21 protein-coding genes and 3 pseudogenes are annotated in these 21,940 nt (G+C 64.2%); 8 read left to right on the top strand and 16 right to left on the bottom strand.

Annotated features, from left to right (window positions below):
• Positions 1-12: 12 nt before the first annotated feature.
• A complete protein-coding gene (gene phnC / locus RQI28_RS01255) occupies positions 13-858 on the bottom strand; it encodes a phosphonate ABC transporter ATP-binding protein (protein WP_311220781.1) in 846 nt (281 codons plus the stop codon).
• 192 nt (positions 859-1,050) lie between these two features.
• Between phnC and RQI28_RS01250 the strand changes: the two genes are divergently transcribed.
• The 3 genes from RQI28_RS01250 (at position 1,051) to RQI28_RS01240 (ending at position 3,822) form a co-directional block, all read left to right on the top strand.
• A complete protein-coding gene (locus tag RQI28_RS01250; protein WP_311220780.1) occupies positions 1,051-1,935 on the top strand; it encodes a LysR substrate-binding domain-containing protein in 885 nt (294 codons plus the stop codon).
• 64 nt (positions 1,936-1,999) lie between these two features.
• Positions 2,000-3,202, top strand: a complete 1,203-nt coding sequence (locus RQI28_RS01245) for an MFS transporter (RefSeq protein WP_311220779.1) — start codon at positions 2,000-2,002, stop codon at positions 3,200-3,202.
• 128 nt (positions 3,203-3,330) lie between these two features.
• Positions 3,331-3,822: a GNAT family N-acetyltransferase gene (locus RQI28_RS01240; RefSeq protein ID WP_311220778.1), complete on the top strand. Its 492-nt coding sequence runs from the start codon at positions 3,331-3,333 to the stop codon at positions 3,820-3,822.
• Positions 3,823-3,917: 95 nt separating this feature from the next.
• Here the strand turns inward: RQI28_RS01240 and gloA are convergent, their stop codons facing one another.
• Both gloA and RQI28_RS01230 read right to left on the bottom strand, forming a co-directional pair.
• On the bottom strand, positions 3,918-4,334 hold the full coding sequence (gene gloA, locus RQI28_RS01235; RefSeq protein ID WP_311220777.1) for a lactoylglutathione lyase: 417 nt from the start codon (positions 4,332-4,334) through the stop codon (positions 3,918-3,920).
• A complete protein-coding gene (locus RQI28_RS01230; RefSeq protein WP_311220776.1) occupies positions 4,331-4,882 on the bottom strand; it encodes a PaaI family thioesterase in 552 nt (183 codons plus the stop codon). Before RQI28_RS01230 ends, gloA begins: the two co-directional genes overlap by 4 nt.
• Positions 4,883-4,932: 50 nt before the next feature.
• On the opposite strand from RQI28_RS01230, the gene RQI28_RS01225 reads away from it, so the two are divergent.
• From RQI28_RS01225 to RQI28_RS01210, 4 genes are all read left to right on the top strand, one after another.
• Positions 4,933-5,388, top strand: a complete 456-nt coding sequence (locus RQI28_RS01225; RefSeq protein WP_311220775.1) for a MarR family winged helix-turn-helix transcriptional regulator — start codon at positions 4,933-4,935, stop codon at positions 5,386-5,388.
• Positions 5,389-5,448: 60 nt separating this feature from the next.
• The gene (locus RQI28_RS01220) at positions 5,449-6,747 is read left to right on the top strand and encodes an MFS transporter (RefSeq protein WP_311220774.1); all 1,299 of its coding nucleotides are present in this window, start codon (positions 5,449-5,451) and stop codon (positions 6,745-6,747) included.
• 11 nt (positions 6,748-6,758) lie between these two features.
• A complete protein-coding gene (locus RQI28_RS01215; RefSeq protein ID WP_311220773.1) occupies positions 6,759-8,201 on the top strand; it encodes an MATE family efflux transporter in 1,443 nt (480 codons plus the stop codon).
• 312 nt (positions 8,202-8,513) lie between these two features.
• Entirely contained in the window at positions 8,514-8,723 is a 210-nt protein-coding gene (locus tag RQI28_RS01210; protein ID WP_311220772.1) for a hypothetical protein, read from the top strand.
• 21 nt (positions 8,724-8,744) lie between these two features.
• On the opposite strand, the gene RQI28_RS01205 is transcribed toward RQI28_RS01210, so the two are convergent.
• From RQI28_RS01205 to RQI28_RS01190, 4 genes and pseudogenes are all read right to left on the bottom strand, one after another.
• Positions 8,745-8,978: a hypothetical protein gene (locus tag RQI28_RS01205; RefSeq protein WP_311230409.1), complete on the bottom strand. Its 234-nt coding sequence runs from the start codon at positions 8,976-8,978 to the stop codon at positions 8,745-8,747.
• 106 nt (positions 8,979-9,084) lie between these two features.
• Positions 9,085-9,363, bottom strand: a pseudogene (locus tag RQI28_RS01200) (tripartite tricarboxylate transporter substrate-binding protein); the annotation flags it as partial.
• A gap of 397 nt (positions 9,364-9,760) precedes the next feature.
• Positions 9,761-9,928 (bottom strand): annotated as a pseudogene (locus RQI28_RS01195) (ATP-binding protein); the annotation flags it as partial.
• A gap of 225 nt (positions 9,929-10,153) precedes the next feature.
• Positions 10,154-10,282, bottom strand: a complete 129-nt coding sequence (locus RQI28_RS01190) for a histidine kinase dimerization/phospho-acceptor domain-containing protein (RefSeq protein WP_311220770.1) — start codon at positions 10,280-10,282, stop codon at positions 10,154-10,156.
• 163 nt (positions 10,283-10,445) lie between these two features.
• Between RQI28_RS01190 and RQI28_RS01185 the strand changes: the two genes are divergently transcribed.
• A complete protein-coding gene (locus tag RQI28_RS01185) occupies positions 10,446-11,468 on the top strand; it encodes a tripartite tricarboxylate transporter substrate binding protein (RefSeq protein ID WP_311220769.1) in 1,023 nt (340 codons plus the stop codon).
• A 14-nt stretch (positions 11,469-11,482) separates the two neighbouring features.
• Here the strand turns inward: RQI28_RS01185 and RQI28_RS01180 are convergent, their stop codons facing one another.
• From RQI28_RS01180 to scpA, 9 genes and pseudogenes are all read right to left on the bottom strand, one after another.
• Positions 11,483-11,737, bottom strand: a complete 255-nt coding sequence (locus tag RQI28_RS01180; protein WP_311220768.1) for a hypothetical protein — start codon at positions 11,735-11,737, stop codon at positions 11,483-11,485.
• 108 nt (positions 11,738-11,845) lie between these two features.
• Positions 11,846-12,913 carry a biotin synthase BioB gene (gene bioB / locus RQI28_RS01175; RefSeq protein WP_311220767.1) on the bottom strand — a complete coding sequence of 356 codons (1,068 nt, stop codon included), beginning with the start codon at positions 12,911-12,913 and terminating at the stop codon, positions 11,846-11,848.
• A 343-nt stretch (positions 12,914-13,256) separates the two neighbouring features.
• Entirely contained in the window at positions 13,257-13,730 is a 474-nt protein-coding gene (locus RQI28_RS01170; protein WP_311220766.1) for a VOC family protein, read from the bottom strand.
• A gap of 83 nt (positions 13,731-13,813) precedes the next feature.
• Positions 13,814-15,862, bottom strand: coding sequence for an acetyl-CoA carboxylase biotin carboxylase subunit (gene accC, locus RQI28_RS01165; RefSeq protein ID WP_311220765.1), 2,049 nt, complete (start codon positions 15,860-15,862; stop codon positions 13,814-13,816).
• 53 nt (positions 15,863-15,915) lie between these two features.
• Positions 15,916-16,455: an NYN domain-containing protein gene (locus RQI28_RS01160; protein WP_311220764.1), complete on the bottom strand. Its 540-nt coding sequence runs from the start codon at positions 16,453-16,455 to the stop codon at positions 15,916-15,918.
• 7 nt (positions 16,456-16,462) lie between these two features.
• Entirely contained in the window at positions 16,463-17,995 is a 1,533-nt protein-coding gene (locus tag RQI28_RS01155) for an acyl-CoA carboxylase subunit beta (RefSeq protein WP_311220763.1), read from the bottom strand.
• Between the two features lie 34 nt (positions 17,996-18,029).
• Positions 18,030-19,040 carry a methylmalonyl Co-A mutase-associated GTPase MeaB gene (meaB, locus tag RQI28_RS01150; protein WP_404976858.1) on the bottom strand — a complete coding sequence of 337 codons (1,011 nt, stop codon included), beginning with the start codon at positions 19,038-19,040 and terminating at the stop codon, positions 18,030-18,032.
• A 267-nt stretch (positions 19,041-19,307) separates the two neighbouring features.
• A pseudogene (locus RQI28_RS01145) lies at positions 19,308-19,517 on the bottom strand (GIY-YIG nuclease family protein); the annotation flags it as partial.
• Positions 19,518-19,678: 161 nt separating this feature from the next.
• A complete protein-coding gene (scpA, locus tag RQI28_RS01140; protein WP_311220762.1) occupies positions 19,679-21,841 on the bottom strand; it encodes a methylmalonyl-CoA mutase in 2,163 nt (720 codons plus the stop codon).
• Positions 21,842-21,940: the final 99 nt, after the last annotated feature.

Below are 21,940 nucleotides of genomic sequence, written 5' to 3'. Positions count from 1 at the left end.
GGGGCGCTGGCGTCAGGCCGCCAGCGCGAGTGGGATTACGTTCCTGACAGGTTCTTCAGTGCCGGGTTTTTCGGTACCCGGTTCTTGCAGCAGTTCTGCTGCGGCAGTGCCGTAGAGCTGTTCAAGAAAGCGTGGAGTCAATGCATCGCTGGGGCCGTCATAGACCAAAGCGCCATCGCGCAGAGCCACCACGCGGTCGCAGTAGCGCTGCGCCAGTGCCACGTGGTGCAAGCTCACGACAAGCGTCATGCCTGACTCGCGGTTCAGGGCCGCCAAGTGCTCCATCACGCGGTGGGTGGACTGCGGATCGAGCGATGCAACCGGCTCATCGGCCAGCACCAGTTCGGCGCCCTGCAACAGCACGCGGGCGATGGCTGCACGTTGCTGCTGCCCGCCCGACAGCGTCGATGCGCGCTGGAAGGCCTGTGGCATCAGGCCAATGGCATCGAGCGCGTCCAAGGCCCGGGCCTGGTCGTGCACGTCATATCGGCCGGCGAGTGCGCGCCACAGCGGCGCCTCTGCGGCCAAGCCTGTCATCACGTTGTTCATCACGCTCAGGCGGCCGACCAGGTTGAACTGCTGAAAGATCACGCCGATGCGCCGCCGCAGCGCGCGGATGTTCGGGCTGAGTCGACCCCGTGCCTGCAGCAACTGGCCAAAGGCTTCGATGCTGCCGCCATCCGGGTCGGTGGTTTCGAGCCCGCACAGACAGCGGATCAGTGTCGACTTGCCAGAGCCGGAAGCCCCCAGCAGTGCGACGCGCTCACCGCGCCGTACCTCGATAGAGACATTGCGCAGAGCCTGGTGACCGCCGTAAGTGCGCTTCACGGAGCTTGCGCTCAAGACGATGGGATTCATGAGATGGGAAGCCTTGCGCGCCGGGTTGGCGATGGCCTTGCAACAGGGATGACGGCAGTATTTCGACGCCGTTTGACGATTCCGTGACAGCGGAAGCTCCCCGATCTATTTAGTCCATACAAAAAACCGTCATCAACTATTGATTCAATCTATGGATCCACCCAGATCAACTAAGCCTGCATCCAGACACCCATGCGACTGACCCAATTACGCTCGTTCCACGCCGTAGCGACCACCGGCAGCTTCACAGCAGCGGCCCGAAGCCTGCATGTCAGCCAGCCCACCGTGACGACGCAAGTGGGCCAGCTGGAAGTGCTCTACGGCGTCGAACTCTTCCACCGCGCGGGGCGACGGGTTCAGCCCACGGAGATGGGCGAACGTCTGATGGGCTTGTCTCGGCAGATCTTTGGCTTGGAGGCCGAGGCGGTCCAGCTGCTGCGAGAGTCGGGTGAGCTGCGCACGGGCCACTTGCGCGTGGCAGCGGTGGGGCCGTCACACGTCACGCGCATGCTGGTGGCGTTCAACCAGCACTATCCGGGCGTCAAGGTATCGGTGAGCACGGGCAATTCGCAAGAGGTTCTGGACCGACTGGCGGACTACCGTGCCGATGTCGGTGTGCTCGCGCAGGTGGCCAGCGACGAGCGGTTCGTATCAGTGCCCTACAGCGAGCACGCAGTGACGATCTTTTGTTCGACGCAGCATCCCTTTGCGCAGCGGCGCAGTATTGGCATTGCCGAGTTGCAGGGTGAGAGGCTGATCCTTCGCGAATCGGGTTCCACGACCCGCAAGGCCATCGAAATGGCCATGGAGTCGGCGGGAGTGAAACCTGACGTTGTCATGGAGATCGCCAGCCGGGAGATCATCCGCGAGGCGGTGTTGCAGAACGTCGGTATAGCGGCCGTCTCCGAGGTGGAATATGTGCCAGGCCCGGGCTTGCGCGCAGTGCGGCTGAGCGATGCCAAAGTACGCACCTACGCGCATGTGGTGTGTTTGGCAGAGCGCCAGGCCAGCGCGATGGTGCGTGCCTTTGTGCGGTGCGCGCAGGACGCCCGGCCCTCAGCAGGAGCAGGCATCTAGAAGCGTTGGTTCGAACACGCGCCGTGAATAAGCTGGCTGGTTGACCCCAAAGAAAGCCAAGCCCATGTCAACGCTCGCCACTGAGCCCTCGCACATTGAATTGACCGTCATAAAAGGCGGCACGTCGTCCATCGCCGTTCTGGCTATTGCCGCATTCGTCATCGTGACCACCGAATTCCTGATGGTGGGCCTGCTGCCGGCTTTGGCCAGAGACTTGGGTGTGTCGGTTTCCACCGCCGGGCAACTGGTCACGCTGTTCGCGGTGGTGGTGATGCTGTGCGGCCCGGTGCTGACCGCGTGGCTGGGGCATGTCGAGCGCAAGCGCTTGTTCATGGCGGTGCTGGTGCTGTTTGCCGTGTCGAATGCAATCGCAGCCATGGCGCCGAACATCTGGGTGCTGGCGATTGCGCGCATCGTGCCGGCCCTGGCCTTGCCGGTGTTCTGGGGAACTGCCAGCGAAACCGCCGCACAGTTAGCCGGGCCGCAGCGGGCGGGCAGGGCGGTGTCGATGGTCTACCTGGGCATTTCGGGCGCCATGCTGTTCGGCATTCCGCTGGGCACGCTGGCGGGCGATGCCATCGGCTGGCGCGCCGCCTTCTGGATTCTGGCGGCGCTGTCGTTGCTGGTGGCGGTGCTGCTGCAGTGGGCCATGCCCACGATGAAGGCCGGCCAGCGCGTGGGCTTTGCGACGCAGGCGCGCAATCTGCGCAACCCGGCCTTCGTGGCCAACGTGGTGCTTTCTGTACTCGTTTTCACCGCGATGTTCACCGGCTATACCTATCTGGCCGAGTTGCTGGAGCAAGTGGCGCAGGTGCCGCCTTCGCACGTGGGCTGGTGGCTGATGGGCTTTGGCGCGGTGGGTTTGGTCGGCAACTGGCTGGGCGGGCTGTGGGTGGACCGCCGGCCGCTGGCCACGACCGCCGCTTTCAGCGTGATGTTGGCGCTGGGCATGGTGGCGGTGGTGCTGTTTGCCCAGCAACCGGTCGGCTTGGTGATTGCGCTGGCGGTGTGGGGCGTGGCCAACACGGCGCTTTACCCAATCTGCCAGTTGCGGGTGATGAAGTCTGCGCCGAATGCGCAGGCGCTGGCAGGGACGATCAACGTGTCTGCCGCCAATGGCGGCATCGCGCTGGGTGCCATTTTGGGCGGTGCGAGCATTCCGCTGTGGGGCGTGGGCAGCGTGGGGTGGGCCGGCGCTGCAGTCGCGCTGGTGGCGGCAGCGGCTTGTGGGGTGGTGGGCCGGATGGCGATGAAGCAGCGTGGATAAATATAGCCAAATTGGCCTCTAGCGCTTATCCATCAAGCGCTAGTAGCTATTAAAAATATAGCGTCGAACGATGGCGATGTGCGCGCTATGCTGGCGCAGCCTTTTCTCTATCGTTGCCCACTCGAACCATGAATCGCTTGACCATCCGCCCCGCCACCATCGAAGACACCACCGTCATCCTGCAGTTTGTGCGGGACCTGGCTGCCTACGAAAAGGCGGAGCATGAAGTGCTGGCCACGCGCGAGCATCTGGAGCGCACGCTGTTCTGCGCCAACCCGGCGGTCTTTGGTTTGATCTGCCTGGACAACGACAGGCCGGTGGGCTTTGCCGTGTACTTCTTCAACTTTTCTACCTGGCAGGGCCTGCACGGCCTGTACCTGGAAGATCTGTACGTGTCACCTGAATGCCGAGGCAAGGGCGCCGGCAAGGCGCTGCTGCAGCATCTGGCTGCCATTGCGGTGGATAAGAACTGCGGCCGTTTCGAGTGGAGCGTGCTTGACTGGAACACGCCGTCCATCGAGTTCTACGACAGCCTGAATGCCAAGCCGCAGCCGGAGTGGATTCGCTACCGGCTGACAGGCGAGGCGCTGCAGCAACTGGCAGGGCAGGCGGTCGGCTGATCTGCCGCGGCTGCCAAAATATGAATGAAATTGGCCTCTAGCGCTTATGCATAAAGCGCTAGTAGCTATCAAAAACAGAGCATTGCGCCTCGCCTTCAGCGCAGGCCCGTTCCCGCGCTCACGTCGTTCTTGCGTTCGATCAGCTCAATTTTGTAGCCATCGGGGTCGGTCACAAATGCGATCACCGTCTTGCCGCCCTTGACCGGGCCAGGTTCGCGCGTCACGTTGCCGCCGGCGGCCTTGATCTTGTCGCAGGCCGCGTACACGTCGGGCACGCCCAGGGCGATGTGGCCGTAGGCCGTGCCCAGGTCGTAGCTTTCGGTGCCCCAGTTGTACGTCAGCTCGATCTCCGCCTGGCCGGGGTTGCCACCGTCGAAGCCCAGAAAAGCCAGCGAATACTTGTACTCGGGGTTTTCGGACTGGCGCAGCAGTTGCATGCCCAGGACGTTGGTATAGAAGTCAATCGAGCGCTGGAGGTTGCCAACGCGCAGCATCGTGTGGAGGAATCTCATGCCCGCGATTGTGCCGGCAGTTCAAAGACCAAGCAGGTGGTTGTGGCATGGGCGTACAGCGTGCCGTCCGGCCCGAACAAGCGGGCGTCGGCAGTCGCCAGTTGGCGGCCGCAGTGGATTACGCGGCCCTCGGCGCGCACGCGTGGCACCTTGGGCGTGAGGGCCTTGACGATATTCACGCCCAGCTCGGCCGTGGTGTAGCCGCGCCCGGCCGGCATGCGCGTGTGCACGGCGCAGCCCAGGGCGGAGTCGAGCAGAGTGGCGAACCAGCCGCCGTGCACCGTGCCCATGGGGTTCAGGTGCGCCACGCCCGGCGTGCCCTGAAAGATCGCCGAGCCTTCGGCCACTTCGATGAGCGAAAAGTCCAACGTCTGCGCGATGGGAGGGTAGGGCAGCTCGCCGGCAAGCATGGACTGCATGACTTCCAGCCCGGTTTTGCCGGCGATCTGCGCGGGTGTGGCAACGCCGGCTCCCGGGCCAGCGTCCATTCGTTCCTTTATTGCGCGTTCTTGTGCCATCCACTGCGCCAAGGTTTCTTCCATCGCCATATACCTCTCCTTAGTTGCATGTGCAATTGTTGCAGATACAATCATATGCCATGGACACCCCCACGAAGCCCCGAGGCTGCACCAACCTCAAACTGCGCCAGGTGACGCGTCTGGTCACCCAGCACTACGACGCTGAAGTCGGCAAGACCGGGCTGAAGACCACGCAGTATTCGCTGCTCTCGCACATCCTCAGCCTCGGCCCCGTGCGGCCGGGCGACCTGGCGCGCGCCATGCGCATGGACGCATCCACGCTCACGCGCAATCTGCGGCCGCTGCAGGACGCGGGCTGGGTGGAAGTGGCGGCAGGGGAAGACGCCCGCAGTCGCAGCGTGCAACTGACCGAGTCCGGACGGGCCAAGCGCCAGGAGGCGCAGCGGCACTGGCGCATCGCGCAAGAGGCGCTCAACGAACGGCTGGGTGTGGCGCATGTGGCGGCGCTGCACGCGTTGCTAGACGACACGGTGCGCTTGCTGGACACCGACGCCGCCACTGTCGCACAGCGCTGAGCGGCTTGGCTCGTACGACCCCCGTATTCCTTCACGCTTTTCTACATAAGGGGCCTGCCCATGCTGTCCAACCACGCCGCACGCTTTCTGCAGCCCAAGGGCATCCACTACGGCTGGCTGGTCGCAGGCATCACGTTTCTGACCATGCTGACGATGTCGGCCGCGCTGGGCCTGCCGGGTGCCATGCTGCAGCCGCTGTCCAAGGAGTTCGGCTGGTCAACGGACCAGATCTCCACCGCACTGGCGCTGCGCTTTGCGTTGTTCGGACTGATGGGGCCGTTTGCCGCCGTGCTGATGGAGCGCTGGGGCCTGCGCGCCGTGATGTGCCTGGGCCTGGCACTGGTCGGCACTGGCATGGCTTTGGTCACGCTGGCCAGCCAGTTGTGGCAATTGTTCGTTCTGTGGAGCCTGCTGCTGGGCCTGGGCACCGGCCTGACTGCGTTGGTGCTGGGCGCGGTGGTGGCCAACCGCTGGTTCGTCGCGCGGCGCGGCCTGGTCGTCGGGCTGCTGACGGCCAGCGCGGCGACGGGGCAACTGGCGTTCTTGCCGTTCGCAGCCTGGATGATCGAGCACTGGGGATGGCGATCTGCCATTGCGCCCATCTTCGTCGCCTGCGCGCTGGTCGGCATGCTGGCACTGGCCTTCGTGCGCAATCGCCCGGCGGACGTAGGCCTGGCCGCCTACGGCGACGTTGCTCCAGCTACAGCGGCGGCGCAGCCACCGGCCATGGTGATGACCTTCGCCACGCCGTTCAACGCATTGGCCGAGGCGTCGCACAGCGGCACCTTCTGGATCTTGTTCGCCACGTTTTTCATCTGCGGCCTGTCCACCAACGGGCTGGTGCAGACCCACTTCATCTCTTTGTGCGCAGACAACGGCATGAGCGCTGTGCCGGCCGCGTCCGTGCTGGCGATGATGGGCGCGTTCGACTTCGTCGGCACCGTCCTCTCGGGCTGGCTGTCCGACCGGTACGACAACCGCAAGCTGCTGTTCTGGTACTACGGCCTGCGCGGGCTGTCGCTCTTCTGGCTGCCGCATTCCGAGTTCACCTTCTACGGACTGGGCCTGTTCGCCATGTTCTATGGCCTGGACTGGATCGCCACCGTGCCGCCCACCGTCAAGCTGGCCGGCGCCGCGTTCGGGCCGCAGAAGGTCGGGCTCGTCTTCGGGTGGATTTTTGCCGCCCACCAGATCGGCGCGGCAGTGGCGGCCTGGGGCGCGGGCCTCACACGCACGCTGCTGCTGACCTATACGCCGGCGCTGTACGCCGCGGGCGCGGCCTGCCTGCTGGCTGCAGGGCTGGTGCTGCTGATCCAGCGCCCGGCCCGCCCCGCGAAAGCCGTTGCGCAACCCGCTTGATTAAACGTGCCATGACCAACGCCATATCCGCCTCGGCCCTAGGTTCGGCCCCTTCCGCGCCACAAGCCGAACTCGACCCGCGCACCCGCCGCATGCTGGAGGCTCCGCTGGCGCCGTTGCTGCTGCGCATGGCCGCACCCAACGTGCTGATCATGGTGGCGCAGGCGTCGGCCGGCCTGATCGAAACCTGGTTCATCGGCCGCCTGGGCACTGACGCGCTGGCGGGCATGGCATTGGTCTTTCCCATCGTCATGCTGATGCAGATGACGTCCGCGGGTGCGATGGGTGGCGCGATTGCATCGGCCATTGCCCGCGCATTGGGCCGTCGCGACCGTGCGCAGGCGGAGTCGCTCGCATGGGCCGGGCTGGTAATTTCGCTGGTATTCGGGCTCGTTTTCACCGTAGTGCTGTGGTGGGGTGGGGCGGCGCTGTACCGGTCGATGGGCGGGGAGGGCGCGTCGCTGGACGCAGCGCTGACCTATTCGCACACGGTGTTTGCCGGTGCGGTACTGGTGTGGCTCTTCAATGCGCTGTCGGCGGTGGTGCGCGGTACCGGCAACATGGCGCTTCCGGCCAAAGTCACGACCGCAGGCACGGTGCTGCTGGTGCCGCTGTCGCCCGTGCTGATCTTCGGCTGGGGGCCGATTCCGGGCATGGGCATTGCGGGCGGGGCCTTGGCGCTGGTGCTGTATTACCTGGGCGGCACGCTGGCGCTGTGTGCCTACCTTCGTTCACGGCACAGCTTGCTTCGGCTGACGTGGCAAGGGCTTCAGCTGCGCGGGGCGTTCTTCGGCGGCATCTTGCGCGTGGGTTTGGCCGGTGCCGTCTCTACGGTGGCGACCAATCTCACGATCGGCATCGCCACCGGCCTGGTCGGGCATTTCGGGCCGGCCGCCATTGCAGGTTATGGCACCGCATCGCGGCTGGAATACATCCTCGTCCCGTTGGTGTTCGGGCTGGGTGCGCCATTGGTGACGCTGGTCGGCACCTGCCTGGGCGCCGGCGACCGCGAGCGCGCAATGCGCGCCACCTGGATCGGCGCAAGCGTCGCCTTTGCGTTGACAGAAACCATCGGCCTGGCTGCCGCGCTGTTTCCGCGGGCTTGGCTCGGCCTGTTTGGATCCGACCCGGCCATGCTGGAAGCCGGCGCCCAATATCTGCGCGTTGTAGGGCCTGTCTACGGATTCTTTGGGCTGGGCTTGGCGCTGTATTTCGCATCGCAAGGCGCTGGCCGGCTGGCATGGCCGGTCGGCGGCAACGTCGCCCGATTGATGATCGCGGCCATCGGCGGCTGGTGGGCGCTGGAATCCGAAGGCACGCTGACCCAGGTGTTCTCAGCCCAGGCCGTGGCGCTGGTGGTCTACGGTTCGATGAACGCGATGGCCATTGCAGGCGGCGCATGGTTCGGTCGCGTGGGTTGGCCGACGATAAAGCCTAGCGAAGAGGGACTGTAGGCCGCGTATTGATGCGGTGTATTGGTTGGAGGCTCGGTGTGGCAAGCGTCCCATACGACGAACAACTGCCGCATGACTAGATACGATGTATATTATGTAAAATAACAAAAGCGTGGGTAAATGTGTATCCAATAATTCTTGCGTTCCAGCCCCTCAATACTTGGGTCTTTCAACGCATGCGTTGGTGCACCATGACCCGCACCGACGCGCGCAAAACCACATAAGCCATTGGATGACAACCTGTTGAGGCACTGTGACCTCTCCCGTCGAGCCAGGCGCTGCGACGATCCCACGAAATCAACGTTAATCACCATGCCCCAAACAAAACCTCCCGCTGTCGAGAAGGCAGAGAAAAAGGTGGCCGCCGTATTGGACGACCTGGAACAGTCCACCAACTCTGACGTGCAGAAGCTGCAGCTTGAAGACGTCGTGGCGTCCGATGCGGTGACTGGCAAGCCGCTGGTCCAGAAAGCCGTCGACATCACGATCACGCCCCGGCCTGATCGCAAGTGGTCGCGCTGACTGCGTCGTAGCCTGGCCCGATCAGCGTGTCAGGCCGAACTCTTTAGCCAGCGCCCTGTAGGTCGACATCTGGGTCGAGATGCGGGCCTGCAACTCGCTGGAGCTGAGCACCATGCCTTCCAAGCCGACCCGCTTGAGCTCTTGCTGGGCCGCCGAACTGGCCATGCCAGTGGCGATCACGGCCTGCCAGCGCACGATGTGGGCGGCTTGCACCTCTGGCCCGGCGTACACGCCGCGCAAAATAGGCCATTGCACGTCGTAGCCTTGTTCCCGGGCGGTGGGAACTGAAAGCCCAGCGCCTACCTCTGCGGGTGGGCGCAAGGATCGCCAGCACTTTGACGGGCGCTCCCTGGTCCATCTGCACACTGACTTCTGCGGCATCGCCGGCGACGACTTGAACATGGCCTCCGGCCAAGGCGCCCAGCGCCTCTCCTCCGCGCTCATAAGCAACGAATCGCATGTTTTTGTGGTTCAGCCCTGCGACGCGGTTCAGCAGAGCGGCCTTCATCCAGCCTTGGCTTCCGATGGAGCCGCCAGCGCCGAACACCAGCCGGCCGGGCTGATCGCGCATCGCCCGCGCCAGATCTGCCAGGGACTGATAGGGCGCATCCTTGTGCACCGCCAGTACGCCCCAGCCCATCGCGACACCGGCAACCCATTGCACATCGCGTTCGCTGTAAGGGCCAAAACGCCCCTGCGCCAGATTCAGCAGCGACCCTGATGAAAACGCCATCAGCATGCCCGCATCGGCCGGGCGCTGCATCAGCGTATTGCGAAAGGCCAGCGCACCGATGCCGCCCGGTTGGTACACCGTGCGCAATGCCGAGGCAGGCGATTCGCCGGCCCGGCCGCACAATGCTTCCACCAGCAGGCGACATGTCAGATCGAACCCGCCGCCGGGCTTGGCCGGAGCGATGCAGCGCGCGTCTGCGGCCAATTGGGCCGTGGGCATGGGCTGTGTCGCCGATGCAGGTGTGCCGGTGGCAAAACTGAGCATCAGCCCAACGCCCGCAAGGCAACACGGCACGGTCAACTAGTTGGGGCGGAAGGCCTGGGCCGTCATCGGTCACCGTGATGCTGTGGCCTAACCCGTCTGCGGCCACCAACAGGGTGACCACGCCCTGCTCTCTTCCGTGCTGTACGGCGTTGTGCACGATGTTCTGCAGCGCCTGGTAAAGCAGTTCTCGGTCGCCCGTGGCGGGCACGGGTGTGGCCGGTGCATCGACACCCAGATCGACCTGGCGGGTGCGTGCGACGGGCAGCAACGCCAACGCCACGTCGCGCGCCAGTTGTGCAGCGTCCAATGGTTCCCGCGCAGGCCGCGCCGCGTCGCTGCGACCCAGCGTCAGCAGCTGGGTCGTGGCCCGCACCGCGTCGCCCAACGCAATCGACAATGCCTGCAGCGCTTCGGTGCGGCGCTGCTCGTCGGGCTAGCGCAAGGCGTAGTCCAACTGGGCGCGCAGCGTGGCCAGCGGTGTGCGCAACTGGTGCGACGCATCATCGACGAACGCCTGGCGCTGATCCATCAATTGCCCAGTGCGCTCCAGCAAGATGCGCATGGCGCGGATTATGGAGGGCGCGCCGCCGCTCGCTGTAAGGCATTTGATAGGTTGGGGGGCGCACGATGGCACGCGTTGGTTCAGTGCCAAACCGATACGGCACCGGGGCGATGCCCTTGAAATGCCGTTGAGATGACGATCTACAAAAAGGAGACAACACACCATGCACAAAATCAATTTTCCGGCCCTGCCGCCGCTGGCAGAACGCCGAGCCTTTCTGGGCGCCGGGCTGGCCGCTACCGCCGGCTGGATGCTGCCCGCGTCATCGCGTGCCCAGGCCACCTGGCCCAGCCGGCCGCTGCGGCTGGTGGTGCCGTTCGCGCCCGGGGGCAGTTCGGAGATCGTGGCGCGCGCTGCGGCCGGCGAGCTCTCCAAGACCATCGGCCAGAACGTGTTCGTGGACAACAAGCCGGGCGCAGCCGGCAACATCGCAATGCAGGAGGTTGCAGGCAACACCGATGAACACACGCTGATCCTGGGCCACATCGGCACGCTGGCCGTGAACCCGTTCATCTTTCCCAAACTGCCCTACGACGCCAACCGCGATTTCGCGCCCATCACGCTGCTGTCCAAGGTGCCCAGCCTCTATGTGGTGCATCCCGACCTGCCTATTCGCAACCTGACCGAATTCATCGCCTACGCGCGCAGCAAGCCGGGCCAGCTGAACTACGGCTCGGCGGGCAACGGCAGCGCGGGCCACCTGGCGTTCGAATATCTGAAGATGGCGACCAACACCTTCATGGTGCACGTGCCCTACCGCGGCACCGGCCCCATGTTGACCGACCTGATGGCCGGGCGGCTTCAGGCGGCTGCCGTAGGTGCGCCCGCCCTGCTGCCTTTCATCAAGGCTGGCAAGCTGCGCTGCATTGCCACCGGCACGGCGCAGCGACTGCCGCAAATGCCCGACGTGCCCACGGTGGCCGAGCAAGGTTTCAAGGGATTCGAGATGACGCAGTGGTACGGCCTGCTGGCGCCATCGAAATGGCCCAAGGCGAACCTGGCCAAGCTGGAAGCCGAATCCATCAAGGCCGCCCGCAGCGCGGCGGTGAAAGACAAGCTGGCGCAGGAAACCGCCTTGGCGGTAGGCAACACCAGCGTTGAGTTCGAGGTGTTCATCAAACAGGAACAGGCGCGCTGGAAGCCGGTGATCGACCGCGCACAGATCAAGCCCGAGGGAATGGGCTGATCGACGCTCGCCTTTCAAGCCGCAGGCGGCTGGGTGGACTGCGCTGCGATGGAGCCGGACGCCATGCCGGCGAGCGCGCTCACTGCCTCGTCGCGGGACGACCACTGCTGGTCGGGCATGGGCAGATTGTGGCCATCGACCTGCGCTTGCGAGAAGTAGTAATGGCCGTCATCACGCAGGCACAGCAGGCCTGAATACGTGGCGCCATCCGCCACGCCGAACACGGTTTCCTGCTGATGGGCGGCGGAGGTGGAGGTGGTGGGGTTCATGGCGCTGGCTCCTGGTATGTCAGTGATTTCGAAGAAGCCCTGATTGTGGGAAGCACGCGCCTTCTCAGGCGTAGGCCGAAGGCGCGGCCCGGCAGGGCCGCTTCGCTATCAATGCTCTGGTGCCTGCGCCGTCGTGCGGTGCCCTGGCAGCCCGAGCTTGGACAGCAGTTGCACGTCAGCCTCCACATCAGGGTTGCCGGTGACCAGCAGCTTGTCGCCGTAGAAGATCGAATTGGCACCGGCCATGAAGCACAGCGCCTGCACGGCATCGCCCATTTGCTGGCGGCCGGCAGACAGCCGCACGCGGGCGCGGGGCATGGTGATGCGCGCCACGGCGATCACGCGGACGAAGTCGAACGGGTCCACCGGCTCGCTGTCGGCCAGCGGCGTGCCGGGCACGCGTACCAGGCTGTTGATGGGCACCGATTCGGGGTACGGGTTCAGGTTCGCCAGCTGCGCGATCAACCCCGCGCGGTGCACCGGCGCTTCGCCCATGCCGATGATGCCGCCGCAGCACACGCTGATGCCGGCAGCCCGCACGTGCGACAGCGTGTCGAGCCGATCCTGGTACTGGCGGGTGCTGACCACGTCGGTGTAGTACTCGGGCGCGGTGTCCAGGTTGTGGTTGTAGTAGTCCAGGCCCGCGTCTTTCAGCGTGTGCGCCTGGTGGGATTCGAGCATGCCCAGCGTGGCGCAGGTCTGCATGCCCAGCCCTTTCACGGCGCCGATCAGCTCGCTCATCTTTTCGATATCGCGGTCCTTGGGCGCGCGCCAGGCGGCGCCCATGCAAAAACGGGTAGCGCCGGCGTCCTTGGCGGCCTGGGCGGCGGCGGTCACTTCCTGCACGCTCATCAGCTTTTGCGCCTTCACGCCGGTGTCGAACTCGGCCGACTGAGGGCAGTAGCCGCAATTTTCAGGGCAGCCACCGGTCTTGACCGACAGCAGCGTGGCCAGTTCGATGTCGCCGGCAGGCCAGTGCTGCCGGTGCACCGTTTGCGCTTGGAACAGCAGGTCCATGAAAGGCCTGTCCAGCAACGCCTGAATGGCTTCGATGGACCAGGGGCCGGTGGGCGTCGCGGCAGTCGGGCGACGGTGCAGTTGAACCGCATGGGTCAGCGCATGTGTGCGGGCTTCAACGGCATCGTCATGGACAGGAGGATTGGCGACGGTACTCATGGTGGGCCTTTCGTGGGTACGGTGGTCGGATGCAATTCAGGTGGTGCATTGGCAGGTGCCATGCGGCCCAGCGTTGCTCCGGGGCGAATTCTGTGGGAGAAAAAGCCACCGGTGCAGCGCCAAAGCTCACAAAAGCCGCCAGATTGGGGTGTTGCCATCTGCCGTCATCTGCGCAAAACAAATAGCGGGTTTTGCCGGCGTTTTGATGGCGCTTTAGAGGGATTTGGCAACATCAAAAAATCTCGCGCGTCATTGGCTGCCAAAAGGCAGTGTTCCGCAGTCATCTCAAGCTCAGAGGCTCACACACTCGCTGAAAATTGCGCGAAGTTAGCGCGCTTTTTTTTCAGCCCAATGCCGCGATCACGTCGGGCGGAGCCTGAACGAGCTCGATCAACACCCCTTCGCCCGCGATCGGAAACTCATCGTTGCTTTTGGGGTGCAGAAACGTGATGTCGTGGCCGGCAGCACCTTTGCGGATGCCACCCGGTGCGAATCGAACGCCCTGAGCCGTCAGCCATTGCACGGCTGCGGGCAGGTCGTCGATCCACAAGCCGACGTGGTTGAGCGGCGTGGCGTGCACGGCAGGTTTTTTGTCGATGTCCAGTGGCTGCATCAAATCTACTTCCACCGCGTGGGCGCCCTGCCCCATCGCCAGAATGTCTTCGTCGACGTTCTCGCGCTCGCTGCGGAAGGTGCCCGTCTGGGCCAGCCCGAGCATGTCCACCCACAGCGTTTTCAGGCGCTCTTTGTCGGTGCCGCCGATGGCGATTTGCTGAATGCCCAGAACCTTGAACGGGCGCGGTGTAGTGGTGGCCATGTCGTCAAATCCTTAATGCTATTATTGTTATAGCAACTAACGCTTGATAGATAAGCGCCAGAGGCCAAAAACACCTTAAACCTTCACTGGAACTCGACGATCACCTGATCGACCGCCAGCGACTCGCCCTGGCTGGCCAGCACCTTGGACACCACGCCGTCCTGCGCGGCGAAGAGGATGTTTTCCATCTTCATCGCCTCGATCACCGCCAGCTTTTCGCCGGCCTGCACCGTCTGGCCGGGCTGCACCGCCACCTGCACCAGCAGGCCCGGCATGGGCGACAGCAGAAACTTGCTCAGGTCTGGCGGCGCCTTGAACGGCATCAGCTGGTGCAGGCGCGCGCCCAGCGGCGACAGCACCACGGCGTCGATCTGTGTGCCGTTGTGCGCGATGCGCAATGCCAGCGGGTTGCGCGGCGTGCCGCGTTCGACCTGGGCGGTGAAGCCCGAGCCGTTGCACTGGCCCTGAACACGGATCTGCCCCAGCGTGGCGGCGCTACTGATTTGATAGCTTCTACCGCCCACAGATACAGCGCTGGAGCCCGATTTGTCTTGAAAGTCGGTGACCGAAACTTCGTGGTGGTGATGCTGCCCATCCGCACCCAGCACCACCACCACGAACTGCTCGCCCACCTTCACGTGGTGGCCGGCCAGTTGCCCGGTGATGCCTGACGCCCGAGCGCGGTAGCGGCGGTTCATGAACGCGGCCAGTGCGACGAGAAACAGCGGGTCTTCGTGCGGCACGTCTTCCGCATGGAAGCCGTGGGCGTAGTGCTCGGCGATGAAGCCGGTGTTGAACTCGCCCGACACGAACTTCGGGTGCGCCAACAGCGCCGCCTGGAACGGAATGTTGCTGCTGATGCCGCGAATGACGAAGCCGTTGAGCGCCGCGCGCATCTTGTGGATGGCGTCTTCGCGGTCGGTGCCGTGCACGATGAGCTTGGCGATCATCGAGTCGTAGTACATCGGGATCTCTCCGCCCTCGTACACGCCCGTGTCCACCCGCACGCCCAGCTTGCGGCTGGTGTCGGACTGGAACATCGATTCGACCGGCGGCTGAAAGCGCACCAGCCGGCCGGTGCTTGGCAAAAAATTGCGGAAAGGGTCTTCGGCGTTGATGCGGCACTCGATGGCCCAGCCGTCGCGCTTCACTTCCGATTGCGTCAGCGGCAGCGCCTCGCCGGCGGCCACGCGAATCATCAGCTCCACCAGGTCCAGGCCCGTGATGCACTCGGTCACCGGGTGCTCCACCTGCAAACGGGTGTTCATCTCCAGAAAGTAGAAGTCCTGGTCCTTGCCGACGACGAACTCCACCGTGCCGGCCGACTGGTACTTGACGGCCTTGGCCAATTGCACGGCCTGCTCGCCCATGGCCTTGCGGGTCGCATCGCTGATGAAAGGCGACGGCGCTTCTTCGATCACCTTCTGGTGCCGGCGCTGGATGGAGCATTCGCGCTCGTTCAGGTAGATGACGTTGCCGTGGCTGTCGCCCAGCACCTGGATCTCGATGTGGCGCGGCTGCTGCACGAACTTCTCGATGAAGATGCGGTCGTCGCCGAAGCTGTTGCGGGCCTCGTTCTGGCAGGCGGTGAAGCCTTCCAGCGCTTCCTTGTCGTCATGGGCCACGCGCAGGCCTTTGCCCCCGCCGCCAGCGGATGCCTTGATCATCACCGGATAGCCGATGTCCCGGGCGATCTGCACCGCCCGCTCGGCCGACTCGATGGCGTCGTTCCAGCCCGGAATGGTGTTGACCTTCGCCTCGTTCGCCAGCTTCTTGGAGGCGATCTTGTCGCCCATGGCCGCAATCGAATGCGCCTTGGGGCCGATGAAAGCGATGCCTTCGTCTTCGCAGCGCTGGGCGAAGGCTTCGTTCTCCGAAAGGAACCCGTAGCCCGGGTGAATGGCCTGCGCGCCGGTCTGCTTGGCGGCAGCGATGATCTTGTCGGCAAGCAGGTACGACTCGCGGCTGGGCGCAGCGCCGATGTGCACGGCTTCATCCGCCAGCTTGACGTGGCGCGCTTCCTTGTCGGCGTCGGAATAGACGGCTACCGTGGCAATGCCCATCTTCTTGGCGGTGGCGATGACGCGGCAGGCGATTTCGCCTCGGTTGGCAATCAGGATTTTGGTGAACATAGTGCGTTGAGAAGAAGTGGCAACGATGGATTGCGAAGGCAGTGGCGAAGGACTCAGAAAGTCCTGTCGATGGCCGGGCTCATGTCTTCCATCCAGAGCACGTTGTCGGAATACGACTGCAGATCAGGTGACAGGCTGGCGGTGGATCCCGACATCCACACTTCCTTGTGCAGCTCGGACTTCACATAGGAGATGGCATCCTCGAAGTCGCCGTCGCCGGCCGACAGGATCAGCCGGTCGTAGACGTTCTGCGCCGCCAGTTTGATGATCAGCGTGGCGATGCCCACGTCCACGCCTTTTTGGACCCACCGATCGAACGAGTGGCCGCACTGGGGGCAGCTCATGTGCATCTTCTTGAGCTTGTACAGCTGCACCCGGAATTTCGGCCCGACGGGCGGTGCGCTCTTGATCCACGAGTGGAACGAGTTCTGCGCATCGGTAGACGGGTCGGTCTCGGAGTTCAGGTAATAGCTCTCGTAGATCGGCCCGCCGTTCAGGCGCGTGATCTCGTTCTTGAGCTTCAGGTAGTCGAACGGGCGGTTCTTGCCGTAGTTGAAGAGGTAGGCGCCATCGACGATCCAGACGGTTTTCATGCGCGGCTCACAGCGGAATGTTCCCGTGCTTGCGCCACGGGTTCTCCAGCTTCTTGTTCTGCAGCATCACCAGGCTGCGGCAGATGCGCTTGCGTGTCTCGTGCGGCAGGATCACGTCGTCGATGAAACCGCGCGCACTGGCCACGAACGGGTTGGCGAAGCGCTTCTTGTATTCCGCTTCCTTTGCGGCCAGCTTGGCGGGGTCGTTCTTGTCTTCGCGGAAGATGATCTCCACCGCGCCCTTGGCGCCCATCACGGCGATCTCGGCGTTGGGCCAAGCCAGGTTGACGTCGCCGCGCAAGTGCTTGGAGCTCATCACGTCGTAGGCGCCGCCATAGGCCTTGCGGGTGATGACGGTGATCTTCGGCACGGTGCACTCGGCATACGCGTAGAGCAGCTTGGCGCCGTGCTTGATGATGCCGCCGTACTCCTGGCTGGTGCCGGGCATGAAGCCGGGCACGTCCACAAAGGTGACGACCGGAATGTTGAACGCATCGCAGAACCGCACGAAGCGCGCCGCCTTGATGCTCGACTTGATGTCCAGGCAGCCGGCCAGCACCAGCGGCTGGTTGGCGACGATGCCCACGGTCTGCCCTTCCATGCGCGCCAGGCCGATGACGATGTTCTTGGCGTAGTCGGGCTGCAGCTCGAAGAAATCGCCGTCGTCCACCACTTTGACGATCAGCTCCTTCATGTCGTAGGGCTTGTTGGGGTTTTCAGGCACGAGCGTGTCCAGGCTCATGTCCATGCGGTCGGCCGGATCGTTGCTGGGGCGAACGGGTGGCTTTTCGCGGTTGTTGAGCGGCAGGTAGTTGTACAGCCGGCGCAGCATCATCAGCGCCTCGACATCGTTCTCGAACGCCATGTCGGCCACGCCGCTGCGCGTGGTGTGCGTGCCGGCGCCGCCCAGTTCCTCGGCGGTCACCTCTTCATGCGTGACGGTCTTCACCACCTCAGGGCCGGTGACGAACATGTAGCTCGAATCCTTGACCATGAAGATGAAGTCGGTCATGGCGGGCGAATACACGGCGCCGCCGGCGCAGGGGCCCATGATCATGCTGATCTGCGGCACCACGCCGCTGGCCAGCACGTTCTTCTGGAACACGTCGGCGTAACCGCCGAGCGATGCCACGCCTTCCTGGATGCGCGCACCGCCGGAGTCGTTGATGCCGATGACGGGTGCGCCGACCTTCATGGCCTGGTCCATCACCTTGCAGATCTTCTCGGCATGCGTTTCGCTCAACGCGCCGCCGAACACGGTGAAGTCCTGGCTGAAGACGAACACCAGCCGGCCGTTGATCATTCCGTAGCCGGTCACCACGCCATCGCCCGGCGGGCGGTTGTCCTGCATGCCGAAGTCGGTACAGCGGTGCTCGACGAACATGTCCCACTCTTCGAAGGTGCCGTCGTCCAGCAGCAGCTCGATGCGCTCGCGTGCGGTGAGCTTGCCCTTCTTGTGCTGCGCGTCGATGCGCTTTTGCCCACCACCCAGGCGGGCCAGTTCGCGCTTTTGCTCCAGTTGCTCCAGGATGTCTTGCATGGTCGATCGCTCTCTCAAAGAAATGAACTGCTATTTAATCGATAGCTGGCAGCGCTGGCCCAGATTGCGCTGCAAGCAGATTTCGTGCTGCGGTCGATGCCGCAATGCGCCCTGCCGCCACGTCGGCCCGCAAGGTGGGCAGCAGCGCCTGCACCTGCGGGTGCTGGCGAAAAGCCTGCTTCAAGCCCGCGTCGATGCGCTCCCACATCCACGCCAATGACTGCTTTTCGCGGCGCATCGCCAGGCGGCCGTTGTCGGCCTGCTGGGTGCGGAACTGCTCTACGGCCGCCCAGAACCCATCGACGCCATGCCCCAGCAGCGCGCTGATCTGCACCACGCGCGGCTGCCACAGCGCGCCGTGCGTGGCGTGGTCAGGATTGCCGTGCATGCCAAGCAGGCGCAGCGAAGATGTGATCTGCGCCTCGGCCCGCGTGGCGGCATGCTTGTCGATGTCGGCCTTGTTGATGACCACCAGGTCGGCGATCTCCATCACGCCCTTCTTGATGGCCTGCAGGTCGTCGCCGGCGTTGGGCAGCTGCAGCAGCACGAACATGTCTGTCATGCCGGCCGCAGCGATCTCGCTCTGGCCCACGCCCACGGTCTCGACGATGACGATGTCGTAGCCGGCCGCCTCGCAGACCAGCATCGCCTCGCGCGTTTTTTCGGCCACGCCGCCCAATGTGCCGCTGGACGGACTGGGCCGGATGTACGCCTGCTCGTGCATGGACAGCCGCTCCATGCGCGTCTTGTCGCCCAGGATGGAGCCGCCCGACACGGTGGAAGACGGGTCGATGGTGAGCACGGCGACGCGGTGGCCGCGCTCGATCAGGAACAGGCCCAGCACTTCGATGAAGGTGGACTTGCCCACGCCCGGCACGCCGCTGATGCCCAGGCGAAACGACTGGCCGGTGTGCGGCAGCAGTGCGGTGAGCAACTCGTCGCCTTGGGCGCGGTGGTCGGCGCGGGTGGATTCGAGCAGGGTGATGGATTTGGCGATGGCGCGGCGCTGGATGGGGCCGGGGTTGCCGGTGATGCTGGGAAGCAAGTCCTGCGAAAGCTTGGGCAGGCCTTCGACAGGCTCAGGCTGAACGGGTGGGGGTATGTGGGCTTCCACGGTTCCGGGTATGCGGGCTTCCACTATCTGGGGTTTTCGGACTTCGTCAGCGGGTTTATTACCCCGTTCTGCTTCCTCCCCCGTCCGTTCGGGCTGAGCTTGTCGAAGCCGGGGCACTCCCACCACTTTGCCGTGCGACCGAGCCAGCACTTGAACGCGCTCCCAGTCGCCAGCCATCAGTGCCTCCTTCTTGGCCCGCGACCAGCCCTTGATCTGCTGCTCGAAAGCGATGGCTCCTTCACGGGTTTCAAACTCGCCGCTCCAAAGAAGCTCCACAGGCTTTCGCAATGACGTGTAGCCGGTGCCGCCGCTGTCGTGCTGCTGCATGCGCAGCGCCATGTCATCCGTATGGCCGACATAGTAGGACCTGTCAGAGCAACGCAGGATATAGACGTAGAAGGAGCGCATGCGTCAGTCGTTGATTTGGGCAGGCACGCGCGCCACTGCGCACCGCTCGCTCTGAGCCACCCCGACCGGTTCAGCCTGAGCCCGTCCAAGGCTGCATCGGAGTCGCGCCCAGGCTTCGTCAGGATCAGCCCGAACGGTTCTGGTTGTGCCGTGCTTCCCAGTCACGCCACCGCCTTGCGAATCTGCTCCAACACGTCCTTGGCGCTGGCCGGAATCGGCGTGCCGGGGCCATAGATGCCTTTCACGCCCGCTTCGTATAGGTGCTCGTAGTCCTGCGCGGGTATCACCCCGCCCACGAACACGATGATGTCGTCGGCCCCCTGGTCTTTCAGCGACTGGATGATGGCGGGCACCAACGTCTTGTGTCCCGCCGCCAGAGTGCTCACGCCCACAGCGTGCACGTCGTTCTCGATGGCCTGGCGAGCGCACTCCTCAGGCGTCTGGAAGAGCGGGCCCATGTCCACGTCGAACCCCAGGTCGGCAAACGCGGTGGCCACCACCTTGGCGCCCCGGTCGTGCCCGTCCTGGCCGAGCTTGGCGATCATCACGCGCGGGCGGCGGCCTTCGGCTTCGGCGAAGGCGTTGATCTCGGACTTGAGCTTGTCCCAGCCCTCGGCTGAGTCGTAGGCGGCTGCGTACACACCGGTCACCTTTTGTGTGTCGGCGCGGTGGCGGCCGAAGACTTTTTCAAGCGCGTCACTCACTTCGCCTACCGTGGCACGCAGGCGCATCGCCTGGATGGCCAGCTCCAGCAGGTTGCCGCTGCCGTCTTCTGCTGCAGAAGTGAGAGCATCCAGCGCTTGACTGACAAGTGCTGGGTCACGTTTTGCCCTGATGTTTTTCAGCCGCTCGATTTGGCCGTCGCGTACCTTCACGTTGTCGATCTGCAGGATGTCGACCGGGTCTTCCTTGGCCAGCTTGTATTTGTTCACGCCGACGATCACGTCTTTGCCTGAATCGATGCGCGCTTGCTTTTCGGCGGCGGCGGCCTCGATCTTCAACTTGGCCCAGCCGCTGTCCACCGCCTGCGTCATGCCGCCCATGGCTTCGACTTCTTCGATGATGGTCCACGCCGCATCCATCATGTCCTGCGTGAGCTTTTCCATCATGTAGCTGCCGGCCCACGGGTCGACCACGTTGGTGATGTGCGTTTCTTCCTGAATGATGAGCTGGGTGTTGCGGGCGATGCGCGAGGAAAACTCGGTCGGCAGCGCGATCGCTTCGTCCAGCGCGTTGGTGTGCAGACTCTGCGTGCCGCCGAAGACCGCCGCCATTGCTTCGATGGTCGTGCGTACGATGTTGTTGTACGGGTCTTGTTCGGTCAGGCTCCAGCCGCTGGTCTGGCAATGCGTGCGCAGCATCAGGCTCTTGGGGTTCTTGGCGCCCGTCTCTTTCATGATGCGGCACCACAAGAGGCGCGCGGCGCGCATCTTGGCGATCTCCAGGTAGAAGTTCATGCCCACGGCCCAGAAGAACGACAGGCGGCCTGCGAAGGCGTCCACGTCCAGGCCCGAGGCGATGGCGGTCTTCACGTATTCCTTGCCGTCGGCCAGCGTGAAGGCCAGTTCGAGCGCCTGGTTGGCGCCTGCCTCCTGCATGTGGTAACCGCTGATCGAGATCGAATTGAACTTCGGCATGTTCCTGGCCGTGTAGCCAATGATGTCGCCGATGATCCGCATGCTGGGCTTGGGCGGATAGATGTAGGTGTTGCGCACCATGAACTCTTTCAGAATGTCGTTCTGAATCGTTCCTGAGAGCTGGTCTTGCGGCACGCCCTGCTCTTCCGCCGCCACCACGTAGCCGGCCAGCACTGGCAGCACAGCGCCGTTCATGGTCATCGACACGCTCACCTTGTCCAGCGGGATCTGGTCGAAGAGGATCTTCATGTCCTCCACCGAATCGATCGCCACCCCGGCCTTGCCCACGTCGCCCGTCACACGCGGATGGTCGCTGTCGTAGCCGCGGTGGGTGGCCAAGTCGAACGCGACCGACACGCCCTGCCCGCCGGCGGCCAGCGCCTTGCGGTAGAAGGCGTTGGATTCTTCCGCGGTCGAAAAGCCCGCGTACTGGCGAATGGTCCAGGGCCGCACGGCGTACATCGTCGCCTGCGGCCCGCGCAGATAGGGCTCGAACCCTGGCAGTGTGTCGGCATAAGGCAAGCCGGCCGTGTCGGCAGCGGTATAGAGCGGTTTGACGGTGATGCCGTCGGGCGTGACCCAGTTCAACGCGGAGACGTCGCCGCCCGGCGCCGATTTGGCGGCGGCCTGGGCCCATGCGGCCATATCGGCCGGCTTCGAAAGAGGGTCGGGTTTGCTTTGGCTCATGTCTTTGGCGGTGGTCTGGGGTTCCCGAAAGGCGATCCGGCGGCACTCCATGGTCGTCAATTACCCACTGCGCAAGGCAACGGGCATTGACGTCCACGT

Source organism: Acidovorax sp. WCS2018Noco2-16 (assembly GCF_031843945.1).
In the GTDB taxonomy this organism is placed as follows: Bacteria; Pseudomonadota; Gammaproteobacteria; order Burkholderiales; family Burkholderiaceae_C; genus Paracidovorax.
Note: the sequence above shows the minus strand (reverse complement) of the source record. Positions and strands in the feature narration are given on the sequence as shown.